Source organism: Novosphingobium sp. GW821-FHT09E05 (assembly GCF_059416165.1).
Map to the genome: position 1 here is coordinate 1564728 of NZ_JBWKOQ010000001.1, position 23125 is coordinate 1587852.

24 protein-coding genes are annotated in these 23125 nt (G+C 67.5%); 16 read left to right on the forward strand and 8 right to left on the reverse strand.

Annotation, left to right across the window (positions count from 1 at the left end):
• Nucleotides 1–55: 55 nt before the first annotated feature.
• The gene (locus tag AC07M9_RS07390) at nucleotides 56–1246 is read right to left on the reverse strand and encodes a penicillin-binding protein activator (RefSeq protein ID WP_494882600.1); all 1191 of its coding nucleotides are present in this window, start codon (nucleotides 1244–1246) and stop codon (nucleotides 56–58) included.
• 39 nt (nucleotides 1247–1285) lie between these two features.
• On the opposite strand from AC07M9_RS07390, the gene rsmI reads away from it, so the two are divergent.
• The 4 genes from rsmI (at nucleotide 1286) to AC07M9_RS07410 (ending at nucleotide 4162) form a co-directional block, all read left to right on the forward strand.
• Nucleotides 1286–2113 carry a 16S rRNA (cytidine(1402)-2'-O)-methyltransferase gene (gene rsmI / locus AC07M9_RS07395; RefSeq protein WP_494882602.1) on the forward strand — a complete coding sequence of 276 codons (828 nt, stop codon included), beginning with the start codon at nucleotides 1286–1288 and terminating at the stop codon, nucleotides 2111–2113.
• Nucleotides 2110–2472, forward strand: coding sequence for a YraN family protein (locus tag AC07M9_RS07400; protein WP_494882603.1), 363 nt, complete (start codon nucleotides 2110–2112; stop codon nucleotides 2470–2472). The genes rsmI and AC07M9_RS07400 overlap by 4 nt, the downstream gene beginning before the upstream one ends.
• A 103-nt stretch (nucleotides 2473–2575) precedes the next feature.
• Complete coding sequence (gshB, locus tag AC07M9_RS07405; RefSeq protein ID WP_494882604.1) at nucleotides 2576–3547, forward strand: glutathione synthase; 972 nt, start codon at nucleotides 2576–2578, stop codon at nucleotides 3545–3547.
• 12 nt (nucleotides 3548–3559) lie between these two features.
• On the forward strand, nucleotides 3560–4162 hold the full coding sequence (locus tag AC07M9_RS07410) for a DedA family protein (protein ID WP_494882606.1): 603 nt from the start codon (nucleotides 3560–3562) through the stop codon (nucleotides 4160–4162).
• Nucleotides 4163–4179: 17 nt separating this feature from the next.
• On the opposite strand, the gene AC07M9_RS07415 is transcribed toward AC07M9_RS07410, so the two are convergent.
• From AC07M9_RS07415 to rph, 4 genes are all read right to left on the reverse strand, one after another.
• Nucleotides 4180–5079 carry a tyrosine recombinase XerC gene (locus AC07M9_RS07415; RefSeq protein ID WP_494882607.1) on the reverse strand — a complete coding sequence of 300 codons (900 nt, stop codon included), beginning with the start codon at nucleotides 5077–5079 and terminating at the stop codon, nucleotides 4180–4182.
• Nucleotides 5079–6230: a radical SAM family heme chaperone HemW gene (gene hemW / locus AC07M9_RS07420; RefSeq protein ID WP_494882609.1), complete on the reverse strand. Its 1152-nt coding sequence runs from the start codon at nucleotides 6228–6230 to the stop codon at nucleotides 5079–5081. The genes AC07M9_RS07415 and hemW overlap by 1 nt, the downstream gene beginning before the upstream one ends.
• 51 nt (nucleotides 6231–6281) lie before the next feature.
• Nucleotides 6282–6923 carry an RdgB/HAM1 family non-canonical purine NTP pyrophosphatase gene (gene rdgB, locus AC07M9_RS07425; protein WP_494882611.1) on the reverse strand — a complete coding sequence of 214 codons (642 nt, stop codon included), beginning with the start codon at nucleotides 6921–6923 and terminating at the stop codon, nucleotides 6282–6284.
• Nucleotides 6924–7051: 128 nt separating this feature from the next.
• Nucleotides 7052–7768, reverse strand: coding sequence for a ribonuclease PH (gene rph, locus AC07M9_RS07430; RefSeq protein WP_494882613.1), 717 nt, complete (start codon nucleotides 7766–7768; stop codon nucleotides 7052–7054).
• Nucleotides 7769–7869: 101 nt separating this feature from the next.
• Between rph and hrcA the strand changes: the two genes are divergently transcribed.
• The 3 genes from hrcA to AC07M9_RS07445 all read left to right on the forward strand — a co-directional run bounded on the left by hrcA (nucleotide 7870) and on the right by AC07M9_RS07445 (nucleotide 9981).
• Nucleotides 7870–8913 carry a heat-inducible transcriptional repressor HrcA gene (gene hrcA / locus AC07M9_RS07435; protein ID WP_494882615.1) on the forward strand — a complete coding sequence of 348 codons (1044 nt, stop codon included), beginning with the start codon at nucleotides 7870–7872 and terminating at the stop codon, nucleotides 8911–8913.
• 17 nt (nucleotides 8914–8930) lie between these two features.
• A complete protein-coding gene (gene grpE / locus AC07M9_RS07440) occupies nucleotides 8931–9506 on the forward strand; it encodes a nucleotide exchange factor GrpE (protein ID WP_494882617.1) in 576 nt (191 codons plus the stop codon).
• A gap of 211 nt (nucleotides 9507–9717) precedes the next feature.
• Nucleotides 9718–9981 carry a YMGG-like glycine zipper-containing protein gene (locus tag AC07M9_RS07445; protein WP_494882619.1) on the forward strand — a complete coding sequence of 88 codons (264 nt, stop codon included), beginning with the start codon at nucleotides 9718–9720 and terminating at the stop codon, nucleotides 9979–9981.
• 72 nt (nucleotides 9982–10053) lie between these two features.
• Here AC07M9_RS07445 and AC07M9_RS07450 read toward each other — a convergent pair whose 3' ends face one another.
• A complete protein-coding gene (locus AC07M9_RS07450) occupies nucleotides 10054–10539 on the reverse strand; it encodes a vgr related protein (RefSeq protein WP_494883902.1) in 486 nt (161 codons plus the stop codon).
• Nucleotides 10536–11057 (reverse strand): copper chaperone PCu(A)C, encoded by a 522-nt coding sequence (locus AC07M9_RS07455; protein ID WP_494882621.1) that lies wholly within the window; start codon nucleotides 11055–11057, stop codon nucleotides 10536–10538. Before AC07M9_RS07455 ends, AC07M9_RS07450 begins: the two co-directional genes overlap by 4 nt.
• Nucleotides 11058–11276: 219 nt before the next feature.
• Here AC07M9_RS07455 and dnaK point away from each other — a divergent pair, with 219 nt between their 5' ends.
• Complete coding sequence (gene dnaK, locus AC07M9_RS07460) at nucleotides 11277–13184, forward strand: molecular chaperone DnaK (RefSeq protein ID WP_494882623.1); 1908 nt, start codon at nucleotides 11277–11279, stop codon at nucleotides 13182–13184.
• Nucleotides 13185–13265: 81 nt separating this feature from the next.
• Nucleotides 13266–14396 carry a molecular chaperone DnaJ gene (gene dnaJ, locus AC07M9_RS07465; RefSeq protein WP_494882625.1) on the forward strand — a complete coding sequence of 377 codons (1131 nt, stop codon included), beginning with the start codon at nucleotides 13266–13268 and terminating at the stop codon, nucleotides 14394–14396.
• Nucleotides 14397–14572: 176 nt separating this feature from the next.
• On the opposite strand, the gene AC07M9_RS07470 is transcribed toward dnaJ, so the two are convergent.
• A complete protein-coding gene (locus AC07M9_RS07470; protein ID WP_494882627.1) occupies nucleotides 14573–16927 on the reverse strand; it encodes a patatin-like protein in 2355 nt (784 codons plus the stop codon).
• Nucleotides 16928–17015: 88 nt separating this feature from the next.
• On the opposite strand from AC07M9_RS07470, the gene radA reads away from it, so the two are divergent.
• From radA to AC07M9_RS07505, 7 genes are all read left to right on the forward strand, one after another.
• Nucleotides 17016–18383 carry a DNA repair protein RadA gene (gene radA, locus AC07M9_RS07475; protein WP_494882629.1) on the forward strand — a complete coding sequence of 456 codons (1368 nt, stop codon included), beginning with the start codon at nucleotides 17016–17018 and terminating at the stop codon, nucleotides 18381–18383.
• 12 nt (nucleotides 18384–18395) lie between these two features.
• Nucleotides 18396–18923, forward strand: a complete 528-nt coding sequence (locus AC07M9_RS07480; protein WP_494882631.1) for a CvpA family protein — start codon at nucleotides 18396–18398, stop codon at nucleotides 18921–18923.
• A gap of 4 nt (nucleotides 18924–18927) precedes the next feature.
• A complete protein-coding gene (locus AC07M9_RS07485; RefSeq protein WP_494882633.1) occupies nucleotides 18928–19344 on the forward strand; it encodes an iron-sulfur cluster assembly scaffold protein in 417 nt (138 codons plus the stop codon).
• Nucleotides 19345–19628: 284 nt separating this feature from the next.
• Entirely contained in the window at nucleotides 19629–20198 is a 570-nt protein-coding gene (gene phaR / locus AC07M9_RS07490) for a polyhydroxyalkanoate synthesis repressor PhaR (RefSeq protein ID WP_494882635.1), read from the forward strand.
• A 21-nt stretch (nucleotides 20199–20219) separates the two neighbouring features.
• On the forward strand, nucleotides 20220–20657 hold the full coding sequence (locus tag AC07M9_RS07495) for an NUDIX hydrolase (protein WP_494882637.1): 438 nt from the start codon (nucleotides 20220–20222) through the stop codon (nucleotides 20655–20657).
• A gap of 163 nt (nucleotides 20658–20820) precedes the next feature.
• On the forward strand, nucleotides 20821–22371 hold the full coding sequence (gene proS, locus AC07M9_RS07500; protein WP_494882638.1) for a proline--tRNA ligase: 1551 nt from the start codon (nucleotides 20821–20823) through the stop codon (nucleotides 22369–22371).
• A 19-nt stretch (nucleotides 22372–22390) separates the two neighbouring features.
• On the forward strand, nucleotides 22391–22975 hold the full coding sequence (locus AC07M9_RS07505) for a DUF805 domain-containing protein (protein ID WP_494882640.1): 585 nt from the start codon (nucleotides 22391–22393) through the stop codon (nucleotides 22973–22975).
• Nucleotides 22976–23125: the final 150 nt, after the last annotated feature.

Here is a 23125-nt window from a genome sequence, read left to right on the forward strand (position 1 = left end):
AGAACATCGGCCAAAGAGGACCGTCGGCCCGGACGCGGTCCGGGACGAGCGTCGATCACTCCCCGAACTTGACCGGCGCTGGACTGATGACCTTCACCGTGCCGGCCTGCACCTCGCGCACTTCCAGCGCGCGCTCGACGAGGCCGCCCCGGGTAAAGCGGAAAGCCCCGTCGACACCGAGGAAGCCGCCCGGGAAGGCCTTGGCGTCACGTAGGGAATCCGCGGGGAAACGGGTGCCGGGTTTCCAGTCTCGGGCGACGCGTAGGGTCAGCAGGACGGCGTCGTAGCCCAGCGTCGCGATGCGGAAAGGCTGGCCGCCGAAGCGGGCACGGTAGCTCTTGGAAAACTGGCCGAAGCGCTGGTCGGACACGGTGGCGAACCAGGCGCCCGCCAGGGCCGGGGTGGTCGCCAGTTCGCGCTCCCCGCTCCACAGTTCGGTGCCGAGCAGGCGTACGCCGCCGGTGGTTCCCCTGGGACCCTTGAACGCCGTGGCGGCACGGGCCGAGAGGCTGCCGCTGTCGGCGATGAGCAGGGCTCCGAAGCCGCCCTTCGCCTTGATCCGCTGGGCGGCGGCGGCGATCGAGGCGGCGCTGCGGTCGTAAGGTTCCAGGGCGATGACCGAGCCGCCGCCGGCGCGCACGGCGCTCAGCAGTGCGCCGCTGGTGCGGTCGCCGTAGTCGCCGCGCGGGACAAGCGCGGCAAAGCTGGAGACACCTTGGGCGCGTGCATATTGCACGGTGCGCGTGACCGACTGGCCGGGCAGGTTGCCCATGATGAAGACATCGCGGCTGGCCGCCTGCTCGTCGTTCGAGAACGAGATGACCGGGATCTTCGAAGCCTTGGCGATTCCGGAGATCGCCGGGATGTCGTCGGCCAGCAGGGGGCCGAGAATCAGCTGGTTGCCGTCGGCGATGGCGCGGCGGGCGGCTGCGGCCGGGTCGGTCGAGGTGTCGTAGGTCGTGACGCGCAGGTTCTTGGCGGCCGTGTCGAGCAAGGCCATGTTCGCGGCATTGGCGATCGCCTGGCCGACGCCTGCATTGGCGCCGGTGATGGGCACCAGAAGCGCAACCCGGTGCCGTTCGGTGTCGACCGGGATGTCGCTGGGGGGCGGGGCCGGTTTCGGCGCAGGGGCCGGAGCGGTGATCGGCGCCTTGGGCACGACCGCGCAGCCGGCGAGCACGGCCATCGCGGCTGCGGCGAGAAGATTACGCCGATTTATCCGCCGATTCAGGCTCTTGTCGAACATTGCTTGCCGCTCCCTTGGTCTATGGCCATGAGTCAGGTGATGGAAAACACTCTTTCGCCGGGCCTGTACATAGTCGCAACCCCCATTGGCAACCTGGGCGACATAACCCTGCGTGCCGTGGAAACCCTGAAAGGCGTGGCGGCGGTGGCCTGCGAGGACACCCGCGTCACCGGCAAGCTGCTGCATCATCTGGGGATAAAGCAGCGGATGATCCGATACGACGACCACGCCGGGGAGGGCGACCGCGAACGCCTCCTCGCCCTCATGGAGGCCGAGCCGGTCGCGCTCGTCAGCGATGCGGGCACGCCGCTGATCTCCGACCCGGGCTATCGCCTCGTCCGCACGGCAAGGGAGCGGGGTATTGCCGTCACCAGCTTGCCGGGAGCCAACGCCGCGGTACTGGCGATGACGCTTTCGGGCCTGCCCAACGACCGGTTCCTGTTCGCCGGATTCCTGCCTAACAAGGCCAAGGCCCGCGAGGATACGCTGGCGCGCCTCGCGACAGTACCCGCGACGCTGGTGTTCTACGAAACCGCGCCGCGCCTCGATGCCTCGCTGGCGGCGATCGGCGAGGTGCTGCCGGGGCGCGAGGTCGCGGTGGCGCGCGAACTGACCAAGAAGTTCGAGGAATGTCGCAGCGGGCCGCCGGGCGAACTGGCCGTCCACTACGCCGCTCATCCGCCCAAGGGCGAGATCGTCCTGTTGATCGCGCCGCCGGGTGACGAGCCCATGGGCGAAGTCGACGTCGATGCGCTGCTGCGCGCGGCACTCGTCGATGCCAAGGCCTCGCAGGCGGCAGGGATGGTGGCAAAGGCGACCGGGCTCGACCGCAAGACGCTCTACGCACGGGCCATGGAACTGAAATGAGCGAGCGCCGGGCCAGAGCGGAGAAGCAGGGGCGGCGCGGCGAGACGCTGGCGGCGCTCTACCTGTGGCTCACCGGCTGGCGCGTGCTCGCCAGACGGGTGAAGACGCGGCGGGGTGAAGTCGATATCGTCGCGCGGCGGGGGCGCCTCGTCTGTTTCGTCGAAGTGAAGTGGCGGCGCACGGCAAAGGAGCTCGACATGGCGATCGACGCCTACCGCCTGCGGCGCGTCGCCGATGCGGCAGGCTTGCTGGCGGCGCGCTACCAGAAACCCGGCGACGATGTGCGCATCGACGTCGTGCTGATCGCGCCCGGCGTGTGGCCGCGCCGGATCGAGAATGCCTGGCAACCAATGAATTGACGATCGTTGTCATGGCGCTTGAAACGCGCAATTCCAGTCGCACCTTGGACCGGTTGCGGCTAAGCCGCGCGGCACAACCCTTTCTCAGAGGCCGACAATCGCCATGACCCTACGCGTCGCCGTCCAGATGGATCCGCTCGAAACCGTCAAGATCGGGGGCGATTCCTCGTTCGCGCTCATGCTGTCGGCGCAGGCACGGGGGCACACGCTGTTCCACTATGACGTGCGCACGCTGGCCTACGATGCGTCGCACGGTGCCGGCGGACGGCTCACCTGCTGGGGCGCGCCGGTGACCGTGCAGCGCGTCGAGGGCGCGCATTTCACGCGCGGGGAGTACCGCCTGATCGACCTTGGCGAGGACATCGACGTGGTGCTGATGCGGCAGGATCCGCCGTTCGACCTCGGCTACATCACCGCCACGCATCTGCTCGAGCGCCTCGCCGGTCGCACGCTGGTGGTCAACGACCCCGCCTCGGTGCGCAACGCACCCGAGAAGGTCTTCGTGCTCGATTATGCACGGTTCATGCCGCCGACCTTCATTGCCCGCCGGATCGAGGACGTGAAGGCGTTCAACCAGCGTCATCCCGGTGACATCGTCATCAAGCCGCTCCACGGCAACGGCGGCAAGGCGGTTTTTCGCGTGCCCGCTGACGGCTCCAACCTCGGGGCGCTGATCGAGATGTTCGAGAATGCCTGGGTCGAGCCGTTCATGGTCCAGCCCTTCCTTCCCGACGTATCGGAAGGCGACAAGCGCATCGTCCTGGTGGACGGCGTCTTCGCGGGCGCCATCAACCGCAAGCCGGGCGCTGGCGAGTTCCGGTCGAACCTCGCGGTTGGCGGCTCGGCCGAGGCCAGCGAACTCACTTCGGCCGAAGAGGAAATCTGCGCGGCGCTCGGCCCGGAACTGAAGGCGCGCGGGCTGGTTTTCGTGGGCATCGACGTGATTGGCGGGAAATGGCTGACGGAAATCAACGTGACTTCGCCCACCGGCATCGTGGCGATCGACCGGTTCAACGGAACCGATACCGGCGCGCTGATCTGGGACGCCATCGAGGCGCGCCACGCGGCGATGTGATCGGTGCCGTCCATGGCTGAGTGGGTCTACGAGATCGTCCGGCAGGGCGGTTACCTCGGCATCATGTTCCTGATGGCGCTGGAGAACATCATCCCGCCGATCCCTTCCGAACTCATCATGGGGCTTGGCGGGATCGCGGTGGCGCGCGGCGACATGCATTTCTGGCCGCTGCTGTTCTGGGGCACGCTGGGTGCGGCTCTGGGTAACTACGTCCTGTTCCTGATCGCCGACCGCCTGGGCTACGAGCGGCTGCGTCCGTTCATCGAACGTTGGGGCCGCTGGCTCACGCTCGAATGGCACGATGTGGAAGTGGCGGGGCGGTTTCTGCGCCGCCACGGGCATTGGGTGGTCTTCGTGCTGCGCTTCATGCCGATGTTCCGCACGGTGATCTCGATCCCGGCGGGCCTCGCGCACATGGGCCACTTCCGCTTCCTGTTCTTCACGGCGGCGGGTGCGGCGATCTGGAATGCGCTGCTGATCCTGGGTGGTCGCTGGCTGGGCCGTACCCTGGCCGAGGCCGAGCAGTGGCTGGGCTGGGCGACCGTCGCTGTCGCGGCGGTGACGATCGTGTTCTACGTTTGGCGTGTGTCGACCTGGAAGCCTAGGCAGGAATAGATACGGCCTCGAGGTGGTCAGCCGCGCTCGCGAGGATGGGCATTGCGGTAGACATCCAGCAAGGTCGCCGCATCGACCCGGGTGTAGATCTGTGTGGAACTCAGCGATGCATGACCCAGCAGTTCCTGCAGGGAACGCAAGTCCGCCCCCGCGCCAAGCAGATGCGTGGCGAAGCTGTGCCGCAGTGCATGGGGCGTGGCACTCGCGGGCAGGCCGAGCATGACGCGGGCCCGGGCGACGGCCTTCTGCACCATGCCCTGCGCCAAGGCCCCGCCTTTCGCTCCCCGGAACAGCGCTTTGTCGCGCTCGATGGGCCAGGGGGCTTTGTCCAGATAGTCAGCCATGCCGGAGCGCACGATCGGCAGCAGCGGCACCATGCGCTGCTTGCCGCCCTTGCCGGTGACCAGCAGCGTCTCACCCAACGGCAGCGCCGCACCGGTCAGCGAAAGGGCCTCGGCGATGCGCAACCCGGCGCCGTAGAGCAGCAGCAGCACCGCCCGGTCGCGTGCGCCGATCCAAGGCTGGCTCGCGTCCTCCTCCACCATGGCGGCAAGGTTCACCGCCTCATCCGGGGTTACCGGACGCGGTAGGCCTTTCTTGATGCGCGGGCCCTTGAGGCGGGGCGGCGTCGCCTGGATCATGCCGGACTTGTCACGCGCAAAGGCGAGGAAGGCCTTGAGCGCTGATAGCTCTCTCGCGGCCGAGATATTGCCGATGCCGTTCTCCCGGCGCGCCGCGAGATAGCTGCGCAGGGCGGGCGCCTCTACGGCTGCGAGCGAGGCCCAGTCGCTTTCGCCCAAGGCATCGAGCAGCCGCGAAGCGGTTGCGATATAGGCTCGGACGGTGTGCGGGCTGCGCCTGCGGTCCTGTGCAAGATAGCCGCCCCAGGCCTCCAGCAGGTCCGCCTTCTGCGCCATCAGCCTTCGACCAATTGGCCGGGCACCAGTTCGCCGAGCAGCCCGTCGAGCAGGCACATCCCCGCGTCGGTCACCCCGATCCAGGCGCCATCGCGGCGGATGAGCCCCTGGCTTTCGTAGAATTGCGCCTTGGCCGGGTCGCACAGCAGTTCTGGCGCAAGCCCGAAGCGCGCGGCCATGGCGTCGAGGTCGACACCCTCGCGCAGGCGCAGGCCCATCAGCATGGCCTCGCTGGCCTGTTCGGGCAGGGCGAGGCCGCGTTCCTCCGCCACGCCGTGCGCGCTGCGCTCGATCTCCGCGAGCCAGTTTTCGGGCTTGCGGTGGCGCACCGTCGCCAGCCCGCCGCGCCGTCCGTGGGCGCCGGGGCCGATCCCGGCATAGTCGTGGTAGCGCCAGTAGGTGAGGTTGTGGCGGCTTTCCTCGCCGGGGCGGGCGTGGTTGCTGATTTCGTAGGCGGGCAGACCCGCGGCGGCGGTCATCTCGCGGGTGAGGGCGAACATGTCGGCGCAGGCGTCCTCGTCCAGCGGATCGAAGTCGCCCTTGCGCACCATGGTCTCGAAGCGTGTGCCGGGTTCGATGGTCAGCTGGTAGAGCGAGAGGTGCCCGGTGCCGAACGACAGCGCCCGCGCCAGTTCCGCGCGCCAGCCGTCCAGCGACTGTCCGGGGCGGGCGTAGATCAGGTCGAAGCTCACGCGTTCGAAGTTCGCCTGCGCCACGTCCAGCGCTGCGAGGCCTTCGGAAGCGTCGTGGAGCCGGCCGAGGAAGCGCAGGGTCTCGTTGTCGAGCGCCTGAAGGCCCAGCGAGACGCGGTTGACGCCGACGCTCGCCAGCGCGGCGTAGTTCGACGCCTCTACCGAGGAGGGGTTGCCTTCCAGCGTGATCTCGATCCCGGGCGCGAAGCCCCAGAGCGCTTCCGCTTCCTCGATCAGCCGGGCGACGAGGGCAGGGGGCATCAGCGAGGGTGTGCCGCCGCCGAAGAAGACCGATTCGAGCCGTTCGCCGCCTGCCAGTTCATGCTCGTGGCGCATGTCGGCGAGCAGGCCTGCCTGCCAGGCCGCATGATCGACCCGGTCGCGCACATGGCTGTTGAAGTCGCAGTACGGGCACTTGGCGAGGCAGAACGGCCAGTGGATGTAGAGGGCGCGGGCCATGGTGTTCTCAGGCGCGGGTTCGGCCGCGAAGTCAATAGCGTGCGGATAGCGTCAGGGTAAGAGGCCGTCACCGAACTGATCGGCCACCAGCTTCGCGAAGGCATCGGCGCGGTGGCTCATGCCTTGCTTCTCCTCGGAGGGCAGCTGGGCGAACGTCACGTCGCGGCCGTTCGGCACGAAGACGGGGTCGTAGCCAAAGCCCATCGTCCCGCGCGGCGGCCAGGAGAACGTGCCTTCGACGCGGCCTTCGTAGACCGCCTCGTCCCCTTCGGGCCAGGCGATCGCGAGCGTGCAGGAGAACCAGCACGAACGGTCGACATCCGGGCCCTGTTCGCTGAGCAGGCCTTCCACCTTGCCCATCGCCATGTACCAGTCGCGGCCGGGATCGCCCTCGAACCATTGCCGCTCGGCCCAGTCGGCGGTGTAGACGCCGGGACGTCCGCCCAGCGCCGTCACCGACAGCCCGCTGTCGTCGGCGAGCGCCGGGAGCTGCGCGGCCCTCGCGGCGGCGTGGGCCTTGAGCAGGGCGTTCTGGGCGAAGGTGGTGCCCGTCTCCTCCGGCTCGGGCAGGCCGAGCTGGCCGGCGGACAGGCACTCGACGCCGTAAGGAGCGAGCAGCGCGGAAATCTCGCGCAGCTTGCCCGCGTTGTGGGTGGCGATGACGAGGCGTTGGCCGTCGAACTTGCGGGTCATTCGTAAATCCCTACGCCACCTTTTTCGTCATCCCCGCGCAGGCGGGGATCCCGCTTTTCTTCTCCGGCGTCGAAAGAAGCAAGCGGGGCCCCCGCCTGTGCGGGGGCGACGGGGATATCAGACGAAAATCAGCGTCCGACCGCCTTGGCCTGCGCGGCGAAGATGCCGTCGCAGCCGATGCGGGCGAGGCGCAGGAGGCGCAGCAGGCCTTCCTCGTCGTAAGTCGCGCCCTCGGCGGTGGCCTGGGCCTCGGCGATCTTGCCGCCCTCGATCAGCACGAAGTTGGCGTCGGCGTCGGCGGCGCTGTCCTCGATGTAGTCGAGATCGAGAACCGGCGTGCCTTCGCAGATGCCGCAGGACACGGCGGCAACGCGGCCCTGGATCGGGTCTTCCTTGATCTTGCCGTCAGCCATCAGCTTGTCGACCGCGAGGCGCAGCGCGACCCATGCGCCCGAGATCGAGGCGGTGCGGGTGCCGCCGTCGGCCTGGATGACGTCGCAGTCGAGCACGATCTGGCGTTCGCCCAGCTTCTTCATGTCGACCACCGAACGCAGCGAACGGCCGATCAGGCGCTGGATTTCCTGCGTGCGGCCCGACTGCTTGCCCTTGGCCGCTTCACGGCTGCCGCGGGTGTGCGTGGCGCGCGGGAGCATCGAGTATTCCGCCGTCACCCAGCCCTCGCCCTTGCCGCGCAGAAATGGCGGCACCTTTTCCTCGACCGAGGCGGTGACGAGCACGCGCGTGTCGCCGAACGAGATGAGGACGGAACCCTCGGCGTGCTTGGTGAAGCCGGTCTGGATGTCGATGGCGCGCATTTGGTCTGCGGCACGGCCTGAAGGGCGCATGAAAGATCCTCATCTTTGAATTGTGCAAATCGAATTATGCACGGGCCCTAAGCGCATTGGGCTTGAGGCCGCAAGTGCATAAGGCCTAGGCTGGTCGCGAGATGCCCACGCCCCCGATCACAGAACTGACCACCCGCGCCCGCGACATCTTCCGGCTCGTGGTGGAAGGCTATCTCGCCACCGGCATTCCGGTGGGGTCGAAGGCGCTTGCCGGGCCGGGGGGCATGAACCTGTCGTCGGCGTCGATCCGGTCGGTACTGGCGGACCTCGAGGGGCTGGGGCTGCTGGCAGCGCCCCACACCAGCGCCGGAAGGTTGCCCACCGAGGCGGGCCTCCGGCTGTTCGTCGACGGCATCATGCAGGTGGCCGAACCGACGGTGGAAGAGCGCATCGCCATCGAAAGCCGCATCTCCGCGCCAGGCCCGATCGAGGCGGCGCTGGAGGCGACGAGCACGCTGCTGTCCAGCCTCTCCTCGGGCGCGGGCGTGGTCATGGTGCCCCGGCGCGAGCCGCGGCTCATGCACCTGCAACTCGTGCCGCTGGGGCCGGGCCGGGCGCTCGCGGTGCTGGTCGGCGAGGACGGGGGGGTGGAGAACCGCATCGTCGAGCTGCCCCTGAGCCTGCCGCCGGGCGCGCTGGAGGAAGCCTCGAACTATATTTCCGCGCATCTGGGCGGGCGCACGCTGGCGCAGGCCGCGCGAATGATGCGCGCGCAGATCGCCTCGGGCCAGTCGGCGCTCGATTCGGCGAGCCGCGACCTGGTCGAACGGGGGCTGGCCGTCTGGAGCGAAGACGCGGCGGCGCGCCCGGTGCTGATCGTGCGCGGGCAGGCCAACCTGCTCGACGAGGCGGCGTTGACGGACCTCGAGCGCGTCCGCTCGCTGCTCGACGATCTCGAGAACAAGCAGTCGGTCGCCGACCTGCTCGACACCGCGCGCGAGGCGCAGGCGACGCGGATATTCATCGGCTCGGAGAACCGTCTTTTCGCGCTTTCCGGCTCCTCGGTGATCGCCTCGCCCTATCGCGACCGCGAGGGCAGGGTGGTCGGCGTGGTGGGGGTTATCGGCCCCACGCGGTTGAATTATGCGCGCGTAGTGCCCATGGTGGACTTCACCGCCCAGAGCCTGGGCAAGCTCATCGGATAGCTGGACAGACACACGAAATGACCGACGACAAGAAGAACGAGACCGTGGACGCCCCCAAGGATTCCAATCTGGCAGAGGAACTCCAGGGCGTTCCCGAGGACTTCCTCGACACTGCCGGAGAGAACGACGAGATCGCGAAGCTGCGCGAGGAACTCGCCGGGGCCAAGCAGGAAGTGCTCTACGCCCGCGCCGAGACGCAGAACGTGCGCCGCCGTCTCGAAAAGGACGTCGCCGACACCCGCGCCTATGCCGCGACCGGCTTTGCGCGCGATATCCTCTCGGTATCGGACAACCTCGCCCGTGCGCTTTCGGCGATCCCCGCCGATCTGCGCGAGGACGAGAAGCTCAAGAGCCTCGTCGCCGGCATCGAAGCCACCGGGCGCGAGATCGACAAGGTCTTCGCCAGCCACGGCATCAGCCGCATTGCCGCCATGGGCCTGCCGCTCGACCCCAACCAGCACCAGGCGATGCTGGAAATCCCCTCGACCGACGCCGAGCCCGGCACCGTTCTTCAGGAACTCCAGGCCGGCTACATGATCAAGGACCGCCTGCTGCGGCCCGCCATGGTTGCGGTGGCCAAGAAGCCGGAGTGATCCGGGCCTGAATGGGCAGAACGGCAGTGCCAAAGACTTGGGGCGGGCTTGCGAAAGCCGGCCCCAAGTTGCGTTACGGCGTACGCTTTTACCGGGGTAACCGGGCGGCCGGCCGGACATGTCGTTTTGTTGCCGAGGAACCTCTTGCGGTCACTTCCGTTCACTTGGGCATAGCCAATATATTTGGGCCCTGATTTTTCGGAGAACAGCGATGCGCAAGTTTATCCTCCCTCTTCTCGCAGCCGGTGCGTTCAGCATGGCGGGCTGCGCCAGCAACTACGGCGGTGAAGGCGCCCTTGGCGGCGCTGCGCTGGGTGCGGGCGTCGGCGCGGTTGCAGGCGGCGATGTCGGGACCGGCGCCGCGATCGGCGCCGCAGCCGGTGCTCTGGCCGGCTCGCAGGTCAAGAAGGACGGCGACCGGGGCTGCTACCGCTACGACCGCAATGGCGACCGCTACTGGGATCGCGATTGCTGACCTGACGCAGGACACTCCCCCCGAGGGTCGCAAAGAGGCGTGGGCGAAATGTCGCCCGCGCCTCTCCTCTTTTCAGGCCAGGTCCTGCCCGGCGAAGGGCACGATACCGCGATAGCTCTGCAGTGGCGGCGCGCCCGCCACGTGGATGCCCGAGCGCAGCAGGAAGATGTGGCGCACGATCTCGGCCTGCTGCTCGATACCATAGCGTTCGAGCGTCCAGCCGGGCTTCAGGGCGTAGTCGTAGCGGCACAGCGGGTGGCGCATGAGCGGCAGATACCAGCGGCCCTTTTCCTGCGTCTGCCAGACATGCGTCATCTCGTGGACGAAGAGTCCCTGCAGCCCCGCATCCGCCAGCGAGAAATCCTCGCGATAGAGCGACGTGCGAGGGTGAAAATGCAGGTGGCCACAAGGGGCCATCACCGTGCCGACGGGCTGGAAGGGAAACCACCGCCGACGCCGCACACGCACGGGGCCGCAGTCGATGGCATCTCCGAAGACGGAGCGGACGAGATCGACCTCGCCCGCCGTCAGCGCCCGCTCGCCGCCAGGGGCCGTCAGTGGTGCATTCCTTCCATGTCGTGCCCGCCGTCGGCGCCGCCCATCGCCTCGACGTGGAGCGGCATCGAAAGCTTGTCGCCGTCGGAGAATGTCAGCGTGAGTTCCGCATTGCCGCCGGGCTTGAGGGTGTCCGCGAGTTCGAAGACCATGACGTGCAGGCCGCCCGGCGCGAACACGACCGAGGCGCCGGGGTCGATCGGCAGCGATGCGACGGCCGCCATCGAACCGCCCTTGCTTTCGTGCATCTCCGCCTTGCCCGCGCCCGATACGTGGACGCCGGCCAGCGTCACCGGCTCGGCCCCGTCGTTGCGCACGGTGAAGTACACCGCGGCGGGCCGCCCGGCGATGACCGGGAGCACCAGCTTGCCGTCGCTTGCCGCGAGGCCCGGCTTGGCGTCGGGGCCGGAGAGGGTGGCCTCGTTCGATTCGGTCGGGCTGTCGGGCTCCTTGCCGCAGCCGGCGAGACCCGCAATCAGGGCAGCGGAGGCGATGAGGGCGATCGGGCGGGCGAATTTCACGGTCGGTATTTCCTTCTCATGCCCCGGCAGGCGGCGCAGGCGCCGGCTTGGGGAAAAATCGCTCGGGTAATGCCATTCGCGCAGTCTTGTTCCAAGCAAAACCACCCCTATATCGCGGCTCGACGACTTGGAACGTCATCGAGCCGTGCAAGCCGCCTTGCCTTGTGGAAGGGAGGCGATCCGTGCGGTGTCAACCACTTGACGTGAGGAATGGGGATAATGGCAAAAGTAATTGGTATCGATCTGGGTACGACCAACAGCTGCATCGCGGTCATGGACGGCGGCAAGCCCAAGGTCATCGAGAATTCCGAAGGCGCGCGCACCACGCCCTCGATCGTCGCCTTCACCCGTGATGGTGAGCGCCTGATCGGGCAGCCCGCAAAGCGCCAGGCCGTGACCAACGGCGACAATACGATTTTCGCGGTGAAGCGCCTGATCGGCCGCCGCTTCGACGACCCGGTGACCAAGAAGGACACCGAGCTGGTCCCTTACACCATCGTCAAGGGCAAGAACGGCGATGCCTGGGTCAATGCCGGCGGCGAAGACTACAGCCCGTCGCAGATCTCGGCCTTCATCCTGCAGAAGATGAAGGAAACCGCCGAATCGTACCTCGGCGAGACCGTGACCCAGGCCGTCATCACCGTGCCTGCCTACTTCAACGACGCGCAGCGCCAGGCGACCAAGGACGCCGGCCAGATCGCCGGCCTTGAAGTGCTGCGCATCATCAACGAGCCGACCGCGGCGGCGCTGGCTTACGGCCTCGACAAGCAGGACGGCAAGACCATCGCCGTCTACGACCTTGGCGGCGGCACCTTCGACGTCTCGGTCCTCGAGATCGGCGACGGCGTCTTCGAGGTGAAGTCGACCAACGGCGACACCTTCCTGGGCGGCGAGGACTTCGACTCCAAGCTGGTCGAATGGCTGGCGGACAAGTTCAAGGCCAAGGAGAACATGGACCTGCGGACCGACAAGCTCGCTCTGCAGCGCCTGAAGGAAGCCGCCGAGAAGGCCAAGATCGAACTGTCGTCCACCGCGACGACCGAGATCAACCTGCCCTTCATCACCGCGCGCATGGAAGGCGGGGCGACGACCCCGCTGCACCTCGTCGAGACGGTCACCCGTTCCGACCTGGAGCGCATGGTCGCCGACCTCATCCAGCGCACGCTCGAGCCCTGCCGCAAGGCGATCGCCGATGCCGGCCTCTCGGCCAAGGACATCGACGAAGTGGTGCTCGTGGGCGGCATGACCCGCATGCCCAAGGTGCGCGAAGTCGTGAAGGAATTCTTCGGCAAGGAACCGCACACCGGCGTGAACCCTGACGAAGTCGTCGCCATGGGCGCGGCGATCCAGGCCGGCGTCCTCCAGGGCGACGTCAAGGACGTGCTGCTGCTCGACGTGACCCCGCTGTCACTGGGCATCGAGACGCTGGGCGGCATCATGACCAAGATGATCGACCGCAACACCACGATCCCGACCAAGAAGAGCCAGGTCTACTCGACCGCCGAGGACAACCAGCAGGCGGTGACGATCCGCGTGTTCCAGGGCGAGCGCGAGATGGCGCAGGACAACAAGCTGCTCGGCCAGTTCGACCTCGTCGGCATCCCGCCGTCGCGTCGGGGTGTCCCGCAGATCGAGGTGACCTTCGACATCGACGCCAACGGCCTCGTGAACGTGTCCGCCAAGGACAAGGGCACCGGCAAGGAACAGCAGATCCGCATCCAGGCCTCGGGCGGCCTTTCGGACAGCGACATCGACCAGATGGTCCGTGACGCCGAGAAGTTCGCCGAAGAGGACAAGAAGCGCCGCGAATCGGCCGAGGCCCGCAACCAGGCCGACAGCCTCGTCCACGCGACCGAGCAGCAGATCGCCGAGAACGGCGACAAGATCGACGACGCCCTCAAGGCAGAAGTCGAGGCCGCCATCGCCGCGACCAAGACCGCCCTTGGCGGTGACGACGCCGCGGAGATCAACGCCAAGGCCCAGGAACTGACCCAGGTCGCGATGAAGATGGGCCAGTCCATCTACGAGAAGGAGCAGGCTTCGGCCGCTGCTCCGAACGCGGCTCCGGCCGGTGACGACGACGTGGTCGACGCCGAGTTCTCGGAAGTCGACGAAAACAAGGGCTGACCAGTCCTGATGAAAACCCTGGCCGCCACCGGTGCAATCTGTGCCGGTGGCGGTTAGAGTATTCCGGCGGGGAACAATCACGTGTCAGCTACTGAAATAGACTACTACGAACTGCTCGAGGTCGAGCGCGGCGCCGACGACAAGGTCATCAAGTCGTCCTATCGCCGCCTTGCCATGCGCTATCACCCGGACAAGAACCCGGGCTGCGACGATTCCGAAGCGCGCTTCAAGCAGATCAGCGAGGCCTACGACTGCCTCAAGGACCCGCAGAAGCGCGCGGCCTACGACCGTTATGGCCATGCCGCCTTCCAGCAGGGCGCGGGCGGCGGTGGCGGCGGCCAGGGCGGTGACTTCGGCGATATCGGCGACATCTTCGAATCGATCTTCGGCAGTTCGTTCGGCGGCGGTGGACGCCAGCAGGCGCGCCGGGGCGCGGACCTGCGCTACGACATGGAAGTCAGCCTCGACGAGGCGTTCCGTGGCAAGAGCACCGAGATCACCATCGAAGTCTCGCAGGGCTGCGAGCCCTGCAAGGGCACCGGCGCCGAGCCGGGCACCGCCAAGCGCGGCTGCAACATGTGCGCCGGTCACGGCAAGGTGCGCGCGCAGCAGGGCTTCTTCGTGGTCGAGCGCACCTGCCCGACCTGCCATGGCCGCGGCGAGGTGATCGAGAAGCCGTGCCGCTCGTGCGGCGGCGAGGGCCGGGTCGACAAGCCGCAGACGCTGCAGGTCGATATCCCGCCGGGCGTCGATTCGGGCACCCGCATCCGCCTTTCCGGCAAGGGCGAGGCCGGCCCGTTCGGCGCGCCTCCGGGCGACCTCTATATCTTCCTCCACGTGAAGCCGAACCGGGTGTTCGAGCGCGAGGGCACCATGCTGCTCACCCGCGTGCCGATCACCTTCACCACGGCGGCGCTGGGCGGATCGATCGAGATCCCGGGCATCGACGGAGACCCGATCACGGTGGAAATCCCAGTGGGTATCCAGTCGGGCAAGCAGCTGCGCAAGCGCGGCGCCGGCATGCCGGTGCTGCAGGGCCGTGGCCGCGGCGATCTCGTCGTCGAGATTTCGGTGGAGACGCCCACCAAGCTCTCGGCGCGGCAGAAGGTACTGCTGCGCGAGTTGCAGGCGACCGAGACCGGGGACGAATGCCCGGGCTCCAAGGGCTTCTTCGACCGGTTGAAGGACGCCTGGAACGAGCTGAAGGAATGACGTGAGATGATATGCGACGGCCTGTGTGCCGCCGCATATCATCCGCGCATCTCTCCCACCGTCATCCCCGCGTAGGCCGGGATCCCGCTTTCTCGTTGGCGGTCCGCGTGCCCCAAGAAGGCGCGACCCCACCTATGCGCGGGCGACAAACAGGGAGGTGAAACTCTCTCGCATCGTCACACCCGCCAGCGATCCCGGATCATGTCCGGCATCGCTTCCGAGCCCAGCACCTCGCGGCGGATATGCGCGACCAGCCCCGGATCGGCGCGCAGGCGGTCCTGCTCCTCGTCGAGGATCGCGAGAAACGCCCGGCGCTTGAACCCCAGCAGTTCCGCCGCCGGCATCGCGTGCTCGGGGCCGAGGGTGGAGGCGATCATATCCATGACCCGTTCCGCACCGTGGAGGCGGCCCCAGAGGTAGTCGTTCTCCCGGTAGGCCCGGCTGAAGAAGGCGCCGAAGTTGTAGAACTCGTTGCCCCGCAGCGTCCCGTCGGTGCCGCCCCGGCGGATCGCGTGGCAGTCCTCGGGCGAGATGCGGTCGACCAGCACCGGGTCGAACTCGTTCATCCCCTCCCCGCGCAGCAGGGGCAGGGTGACGGTGTCGTAGAACGGAAAGCCTAGGTAGGCGAGCAGCACCCGCCGCCGCAGCGCCTGCGGCATGGCCGCCAAAGCCGTCGCGAGCAGTTCGTCGACCTTGGCGTCGGCTTCGGCGAGACTGCGCTGGTGCTCGACATGTGCGATCGCCGCCTGCGGGTCCTCGAAGAACCCCCGCGCCAGTCCCGCAAAATCCTCGCCCAGCGCAACCAGTGGCTCGCGTTCGATATAGAGCGCCAGCGCGGCGTAGATCGCCGTGCGCGCCGCGTCGCGGTCCTGTTCCGTGACGCCGGCCTCGGCCTCCCACTCCAGCGTCACCCGGCGCGCGAGAAGGCGCAGGCGGCGGACGCGGAAGGCGAGGTCGTGGGCGCGGAAGAACCCGATCATCGCCGGGGAACTGCCGTTGCGCAGCGCCTCGGTCCGGTCGATCCCGCTCGACGCGAGATGCGCCATCAACCGCGCGCGCACCGGCTGGGGCGAGGGCAGGTCCAGCTCCGGCGCCGCCTCCATCACCATGCGCGAGAGCATCGCGACGAGGCCGCTGAATTTGACTTGCGCATAGCCGTGGTAGGCATACCCCGCCTGCTCGAACGCCGCCGCCTGGGCCTTGGCTCGCCATGCGGCGAGGCGCTTGGGCGTGGGCCGGTCGAGGAACAGGGTATGGCCGAACAGCTTGTCGACTGCCTCCTCGATCTGCGGCCGCATGGCGACGACGATCTCGCGCAGCGTCGCCATCTCGCGCGACTGGCGGGCGAGGGTCTCCAGGTTATCGCGGATCGGCTGCTCGCGCGGGATCGACGAAAGCGAGCCGAAAATCACCGAAAAGAACCCCGGCAGCCCCGGATCGCGCCGCATCTCGGCGCCGAGGTGGTCGGGCGTGGGATCGACGTAGACGAAGCGCCGGTCGATCTCGCGCGTCGCCGGCCGGTCGCGCAGCACCGCCATGGCGTCGGCGAAGGGCGCGTTGACCAGCACGGAGCCGTCGATCAGCGATACCGAATCGAGTTCGCCGCGTCGCGCATGCTCGGGCATGACCCGCGCGAGAAACGCATCGCGCGCCGGCCATGCTGCGCCCTGTTCCTCGACGAGCCGGTCGATCTCCTCGATCCTGAGCGGCGGGAACGCGCCCGGGAAGCTGGCCGACGCCCGTGCGGCGAGCACCAGTTCCGGGATCGCCGCCAGCGCCTTGCCGCTTTCGCGCGCGGTGGCGGCGTGGAAGCCGAAGGTCAGGCGATGCTCGCTTTCCAGCACCAGTTCGGGCGAGTGCAGGCGCAGCGTCTCGAGGTGCCCCTTGAAGTCGGTCGCCGTCACGAACAGGTCGAGCGGATGCTCGGGCGGCAGCAGCGGCTTGCCCGCCGGCGCCTCGGCCATCGAAGTCAGCGCCCGGTAGAGCAGGCGCGAAAAGCCGATGCCGCTGAACGGCGGCTCGAACCAGCGCGAACGGATCAGGCGCGACAGCTTTTCGCGGACTTCGGCACGTGTCTCGGGCGCGACGGTGGCACTGACCGCGTTGCCGGGGCGGTGGAGCAGGTAGGTGACGATCGGGCTCGCCCAGAACTTCGCCGCGCGCGAACCGGGCCGCGCCTCGGGATCGAGCAGCGAATCGACGTCGGCGGTCTCCAGCCACAGGTCGGTCAGCGGCTCCAGCGACTGCCCGGAATGGATCGCCTGCGCCAGGAAGATCGAGTTGATGCCGCCCGCGCTGGCGCCCGCGACGATGTCCGTCAGGATGCGCAGCCGCAAGTTGCCGCCGCTTTCGAGCCGGCGCAGCAGCTCGAGGTAGACCGCTGGCGTGCCGCCCGGCGCGTCCTCGCCGGAGGAAAATGCCCGGCTTGCCTGCAGGGCCTTCCATAGCTCCTTGGTGACGCCGTGCATGTACACGGCCAGGCTGACACCCCCGTAGCAGACCAGCGAGATCCGCAGTTCTTTTTGCTGCATCCCCGTAGTTTGGCGGAAGGATGAAACAATGGCAATGTCGTGCGATAGGCAATTGCGTTCTTCTTCCGTTCCCTATAGTCGATCGGCCATGGCAAAGCCCAAGCGTCGATATGTCTGCCAGGCCTGCGGGGGCGTCTCCACGCGCTGGCAGGGCCAGTGTCCCGATTGCGCGGAGTGGAACACGCTCGCCGAGGACGTGCCGCAGACGGTGTTCTCCGCCAAGCACGACCTGTCCACGGGCGGGCGGCCGATCCACTTCACCCCGCTCGACAGGCCCGGCGAAATCCCCAGGCGGCGCCCCAGCGGCATCGCCGAGTTCGACCGTGCGCTGGGCGGCGGCTTCGTGCCCGGCTCGGCGATCCTGATGGGCGGTGACCCGGGCATCGGCAAGTCGACGCTGCTGCTGCAGGTCTCCGCGCACGTCGCCAATACGGGTGGGCTGTCGGTCTATGTCAGCGGCGAGGAAGCGGCGGGGCAGGTGCGCCTGCGTGCTGACCGGCTGGGCCTCACGAAAGCGCCGATCCAGCTCGCGGCGGCGACTTCGGTGCGCGATATCCTGACGACGCTCGGCATGATGGACCCGCCGGCGCTGCTGGTGATCGATTCGATCCAGACCATGCACTCCGACCAGATCGAGGGGGCGCCCGGCACCGTCAGCCAGGTGCGCGGCTGCGCGTTCGAACTGATCCGCTACGCCAAGGAGAATGGCGTCATCCTCGTCCTTGTCGGCCACGTCACCAAGGACGGCACGATCGCCGGCCCGCGCGTGCTCGAACACATGGTCGACGTGGTGATGAGCTTCGAGGGCGAGCGCAGCCACCAGTACCGTATCCTGCGCTCGCTGAAGAACCGCTTCGGCCCGGTGGACGAGATCGGCGTCTTCGCCATGGAAGGCGCAGGGCTCGCCGAAGTCGGCAATCCCTCGCTGCTGTTCCTTTCGGGACGCGAGGAGGAGATGGCGGGCAGCGCGGTGTTCCCGGCGATGGAGGGCACGCGGCCGGTGCTGGTCGAGATTCAGGCGCTGATCGTCCGGCTGCAGAGCGGGGCGACCCCGCGCCGCGCCGTCGTCGGCTGGGATTCGGGGCGTATGTCGATGCTGCTGGCGGTGCTGGAGGCGCGCTGCGGGCTCAACTTCTCGACCTGCGAAGTCTATCTCAACGTCGCGGGCGGCTACCGGCTGAGCGATCCCGCCGCCGATCTCGCGGTCGCGGCGGCGCTGGTCTCGGCGCTGGGCGACAAGCCGCTGGCCAAGGACGCGGTCTGGTTCGGCGAAGTCTCGCTTGCGGGAGAAATACGCCCCGTCGCCCACGGCTCCATCCGCCAGCGCGAATCGGCCAAGCTGGGCTTCAATGCCGCCTTCGGTCCGTCCGGAGGACCGCCGCCCGAGAAGGGGCTCAAGTTCAGCGGGCTGGCAATGCTGCCCAACCTCGTTGACCGCATCCTGTCGGATGCCTAATCCGGTTGGTCTATGACTGGCTTCGACATCGCCGTCCTGCTCTTCGTCGGGCTGGGTGCAATCACCGGCTTCATGCGCGGCTTCGTGCAGGAAATCCTTGCGCTGGCCGCGTGGGTCTTCGCGATCTTCGCGATCCGCATGCTCCACGCGCCCGCCACCGCCTGGCTCGAACCGCACATCGGCTCGGATTCTGGCGCTGCGGTGCTGGCCTTCGCGCTGTGCCTGGGCATTCCCTTCGCGCTGGTGAAGCTCGTTGCCAAATGGGCGGGAGCCAGGAGCCGGGCCTCGGTGCTGGGTCCAATCGACCGCGTGCTGGGGTTCGGCTTCGGCGCGGTCAAGGGCGTCATCATCATCGTGCTGGGCTTCTCGGTGCTGGTGCTGGGCTACGATACCATCTGGGGTGTAGGCGGCCGGCCCGAATGGATCCGCGGCGCACGCACCTATCCCTTCGTCAACGCCAGCAGCGAGGCGCTGGTCCAGGTGATTGCCGAGCGTCGCCGCGAGGCCGTGGCGGCCGAATCGGTGCAGGGCGCGAACTGACGCCATGGCGGCCGTGCTCTACACGCCCGATGTGCTCGGCCTCGCGATCGAACTGGCGCGCTATCCGCTTTCGGACGACATGCCCTTGCGCGGCGAGGCGCGTTCGAAAAGCTGCGGAAGCACCATCGCCCTCGCCCTGGCGACCGGCGTGGACGGCAGGATAGAGCGCGTCGGCGTTCGCAGCCAGGCCTGCGCCATCGGCCAGGCCTCGGCGGCGATCTTCGCGTCTGCGGGGATCGGAAGCGATGCGCTGCGGATCGAGGCCGCGCGCGCTGCCATCGTAGCGTGGCTCGCGGGTGACGGTCCGCTTCCCGACTGGCCGGGCCTCCCGGCCATCGCGGCGGCGCGGGACTATCCGGCCCGCCACGGTGCAGTCCTGCTGCCGTGGAATGCGGCCTGCGAGGCGCTGTCCTCACACTGAGTTGTCCTTGCTCCGCCGGCGAGTGGGGCTGACACTGCCTTCGCACATGCAGCGGGGGAGGGGCGGTGCGACCTCATCGCCGACCACGCGTTACTCGAAAGTGTCATCGCCGCAGGTCTTTCCCAATATGAGCTACCGACTGTGCCCGGACGGTACTTCGACGCTGAAAACGGAGGATTATCGCGGAGTTTCTGGTGTTTCCCTCTTTTGCTGCGCAGCAAATTGTGTTGCAATGCGATAATACGGAATGGTAACTTAACCATCAGCAGGATTGGGGACAGGAAATGGCTGAGACGGCGCCCGGCGACGACAACACCGTGATCATCAAGAAGTACGCCAACCGGCGGCTCTACAATACCCGGTCATCGAGCTACATCACGCTCGACCACCTTTCCAAGATGACGCGCGAAGGGGTGGACTACAAGGTCCTCGACGCCAAGACGGGCGCGGACATAACCCATACGATCCTGACCCAGATCATCATGGAAGAAGAATCCAACGGCGAGCAGATGCTGCCGGTGAATTTTCTGCGCGAACTGATCAGTATGTATGGCAATTCGATGCAATCGTTGATCCCGCATTACCTGGAAGCCTCGATGGAGAACTTCCGGGCCAACCAGACCAAGCTTGCCAAGGCGTTCGAGGACAGCCTGGGCAACAACCCGCTCGCCAAGCTCGCCGAACAGAACATGGCGATGTTCCGCGCCGCGTCCTCCGCGTTCATGCCCGGTGCCGAAAAGCCCGAGGCGAAGGCGCCCACGGCAACGCCTTCCGCATCCGACCCAGGCGACCTGTCGGCGCTGCGCGACCAGATGGCCGAAATCCAGAAGCGACTCGACGCGCTCGGCAAGTAGAGGCAGCGCGGGATCGCCGTCATGACAGCGCGAATCCCGCGTCCCGCCGCGCGCATCGTGCTCACCGACGATGCCGGGCGGGTGCTGCTGTTCCGCTTCGACCCGCCCGACCGTCCGCCATTCTGGTGCACGCCGGGCGGCGCGGTCGATCCGGGCGAGAGCTACGAGGAAGCGGCAAGGCGCGAACTGCTTGAGGAAACCGGGCTCTCCGCCGAGCCGGGGCCGCAGATCGCCCGCAAGCTCGCCGAATTCATTACCATCGAAGGCGTGCCGGTCATCGCTGACGAGCGCTATTTCCGCGTGCGCCTGCCACTGGGCGCCGACCCCGAGGGGATCGACACCGGCGGCCACACCGCGCTCGAACGCGAAGTGATGCGCAGCTGGCGCTGGTTCGACCCCGCCGCGCTGGCCGCATTGGACGAACCGTTTTTCCCCGAGGATCTCGCCGAGCTGATCTGAGCGCCTCGGATCTACCGCGGACCTCTGGGTACCATTGCGTCAACCCGCTGCAGCGTGCCGTCCCGACGAAATTCACACGGGCTTGCCAGCGGTACGCGATCAAGTCGGGGACGACGCATTCCTCCATTTGAACCTGCGCCCAAGTGCGGCTAACAGCGCTGCCATGAATCAGAAGACGCCCGCCATCCGCCACGCCCTCAACACCAAGCGCGAGGACGATTTCGCGCAGTGGTACCAGGAAGTCGTTTCCGAAGCCGAGATGGCCGAGGAATCGGGCGTCCGCGGCTGCATGGTCATCAAGCCGTGGGGCTACGGCGTGTGGGAGCGCATCCAGCGCCTGATGGACGACCGTATCAAGGCCGCGGGCGTGCAGAACTGCTACTTCCCGCTGTTCATCCCGCTCTCCTACTTCGCCAAGGAAGCCGAGCACGTCGAGGGCTTCGCCAAGGAAATGGCGGTCGTCACCCACCACCGCCTGATCGGCGACGGCAAGGGCGGCCTCGTGCCCGATCCCGAGGCCAAGCTGGAGGAGCCGCTCATCGTGCGTCCCACCTCGGAGACGGTGATCGGCCAGGCCATGGCCCGCTGGGTGCAGTCGTGGCGCGACCTGCCGCTGATGGTCAACCAATGGGCCAACGTCGTGCGCTGGGAAATGCGCACGCGCATGTTCCTGCGTACCAGCGAGTTCCTCTGGCAGGAGGGCCACACCGCCCACGCCGACCGCGACGACGCCATGGCCGAGACGCTGCGCGCGCTCGAGATGTACCGCGACTTCGCCGAGGACGAGCTGGCGATGCCGGTGATCGCCGGTGAAAAGCCCGAGAACGAGCGCTTCCCCGGCGCGGTGGCCACCTATTCGATCGAGGCGATGATGCAGGACGGCAAGGCGCTCCAGGCGGGCACCTCGCACTACCTGGGCACCGGCTTCGCGCATGCGGCGGGCATCACCTATCAGGACCGCGAAGGCGCGCAGCAATATGCGCACACGACCAGCTGGGGCACCTCGACCCGCATGATCGGCGGCCTCATCATGGTCCACGGCGACGACGATGGCCTGCGCGTGCCGCCGCGCGTCGCGCCGCAGCAGATCGTGATCCTCCCGATGCTGCGCGAAACGCCCGAGGACGACGCGCTGCTCGCCTACTGTGAGGACCTGCGCAAGGCGCTCGCCGGGCTGTCCGCGCTGGGCGAGCCGGTCCGCGTGCTGCTCGACAAGCGTCCGGGCAAGGCCACGCAGAAGCGCTGGGCCTGGGTCAAGAAGGGCGTGCCGCTGATCCTCGAGATCGGCGGGCGCGATGCCGCCGGCGGCCAGGTCTCGATGCTGCGCCGCGACCGCCTGTGGAACGAGGCTGCCAAGGCCAACTTCGTGGGCATGGCCAAGGACGATTTCGTCGCGCGCGCATCGACCGAGATCGAGGACATCCAGGCCTCGCTCCACGCCGAGGCCAAGGCTCGCCGCGATGCCAACATCTCGTCGGCTGCCAGCTTCGACGAGCTTGCCGCCGCTTTCGGCGACGACAAACGCTATCCGGGCTGGGTCGAGGTCGAATGGGCTCGCCCGACCGGGGATGAACTGGAAGCGGTGGTGCAGAAGCTGAAGGCACTCAAGCTGACCATGCGCAACACCCCGATCGACGCGACGCCGGCGACAGGTGCCTGTATTTTCACGGGACGCGCCGCGGTCGAGAAGATATACGTCGCCCGGTCCTACTGATTTCACGGGGAAGAACCGGATGCTGACGGCGATCAAATACAACCTGGCCAACCTGGGCAATTTCAGGGGCCGCGAGGGTCGTTCGCGTTTCTGGTTCTACATCCTGTTCCTGGTCATCATCCAGATCGCGATCTCGTTCCTGATCTCGATCGCGATGACCGGGCCGATGATGGGCGACGTGTTCTCCGCCGCGCAGCAGGGCGCCAGCGAGGCGGAAATCCAGACACGCATGTTCGACAGGCTGGCGGGCATGATGCGCGTTTCGGCCTGGACTTCGGCGGTCGTCACGCTGGTCATGATCGGGCTCATGCTCGCGGCGTTCACGCGGCGGCTGCACGATTCGAACAAGCCCGGCTGGATCGCCCCGCTGACCGCGCTGATCCAGCTTGGCGGCATTGCCCTGCAGATCGCCTCGATCGACAAGGCGGTGCGCGTCGTCACGCTCGCCCGCACCGGTGACATCGCCGGCATCCAGGAGGCGCAGGGCGCGCTGATGCTCAACGGCCTCGTCGCATGGATCCCGGTGGTGATCGTCATCGTGTTCGGCGTCTGGCCATCGAGCGACGGCGACAACCGCTACGGCCCGGAACCCGACCACCTCTGAATCGCCTGACAGGCTCCGCAAAACCCCTCGTTGTCCCCGCGTAGGCGGTGACCCCGCTTGTTCTTTCGAGCTCACGGAAGAAAGCGCCCCCCCCGCATGCGCGGGGGCGACGAGGCTATTGGCTGATAGGCAAGCGTGCCAGTTGCAGGC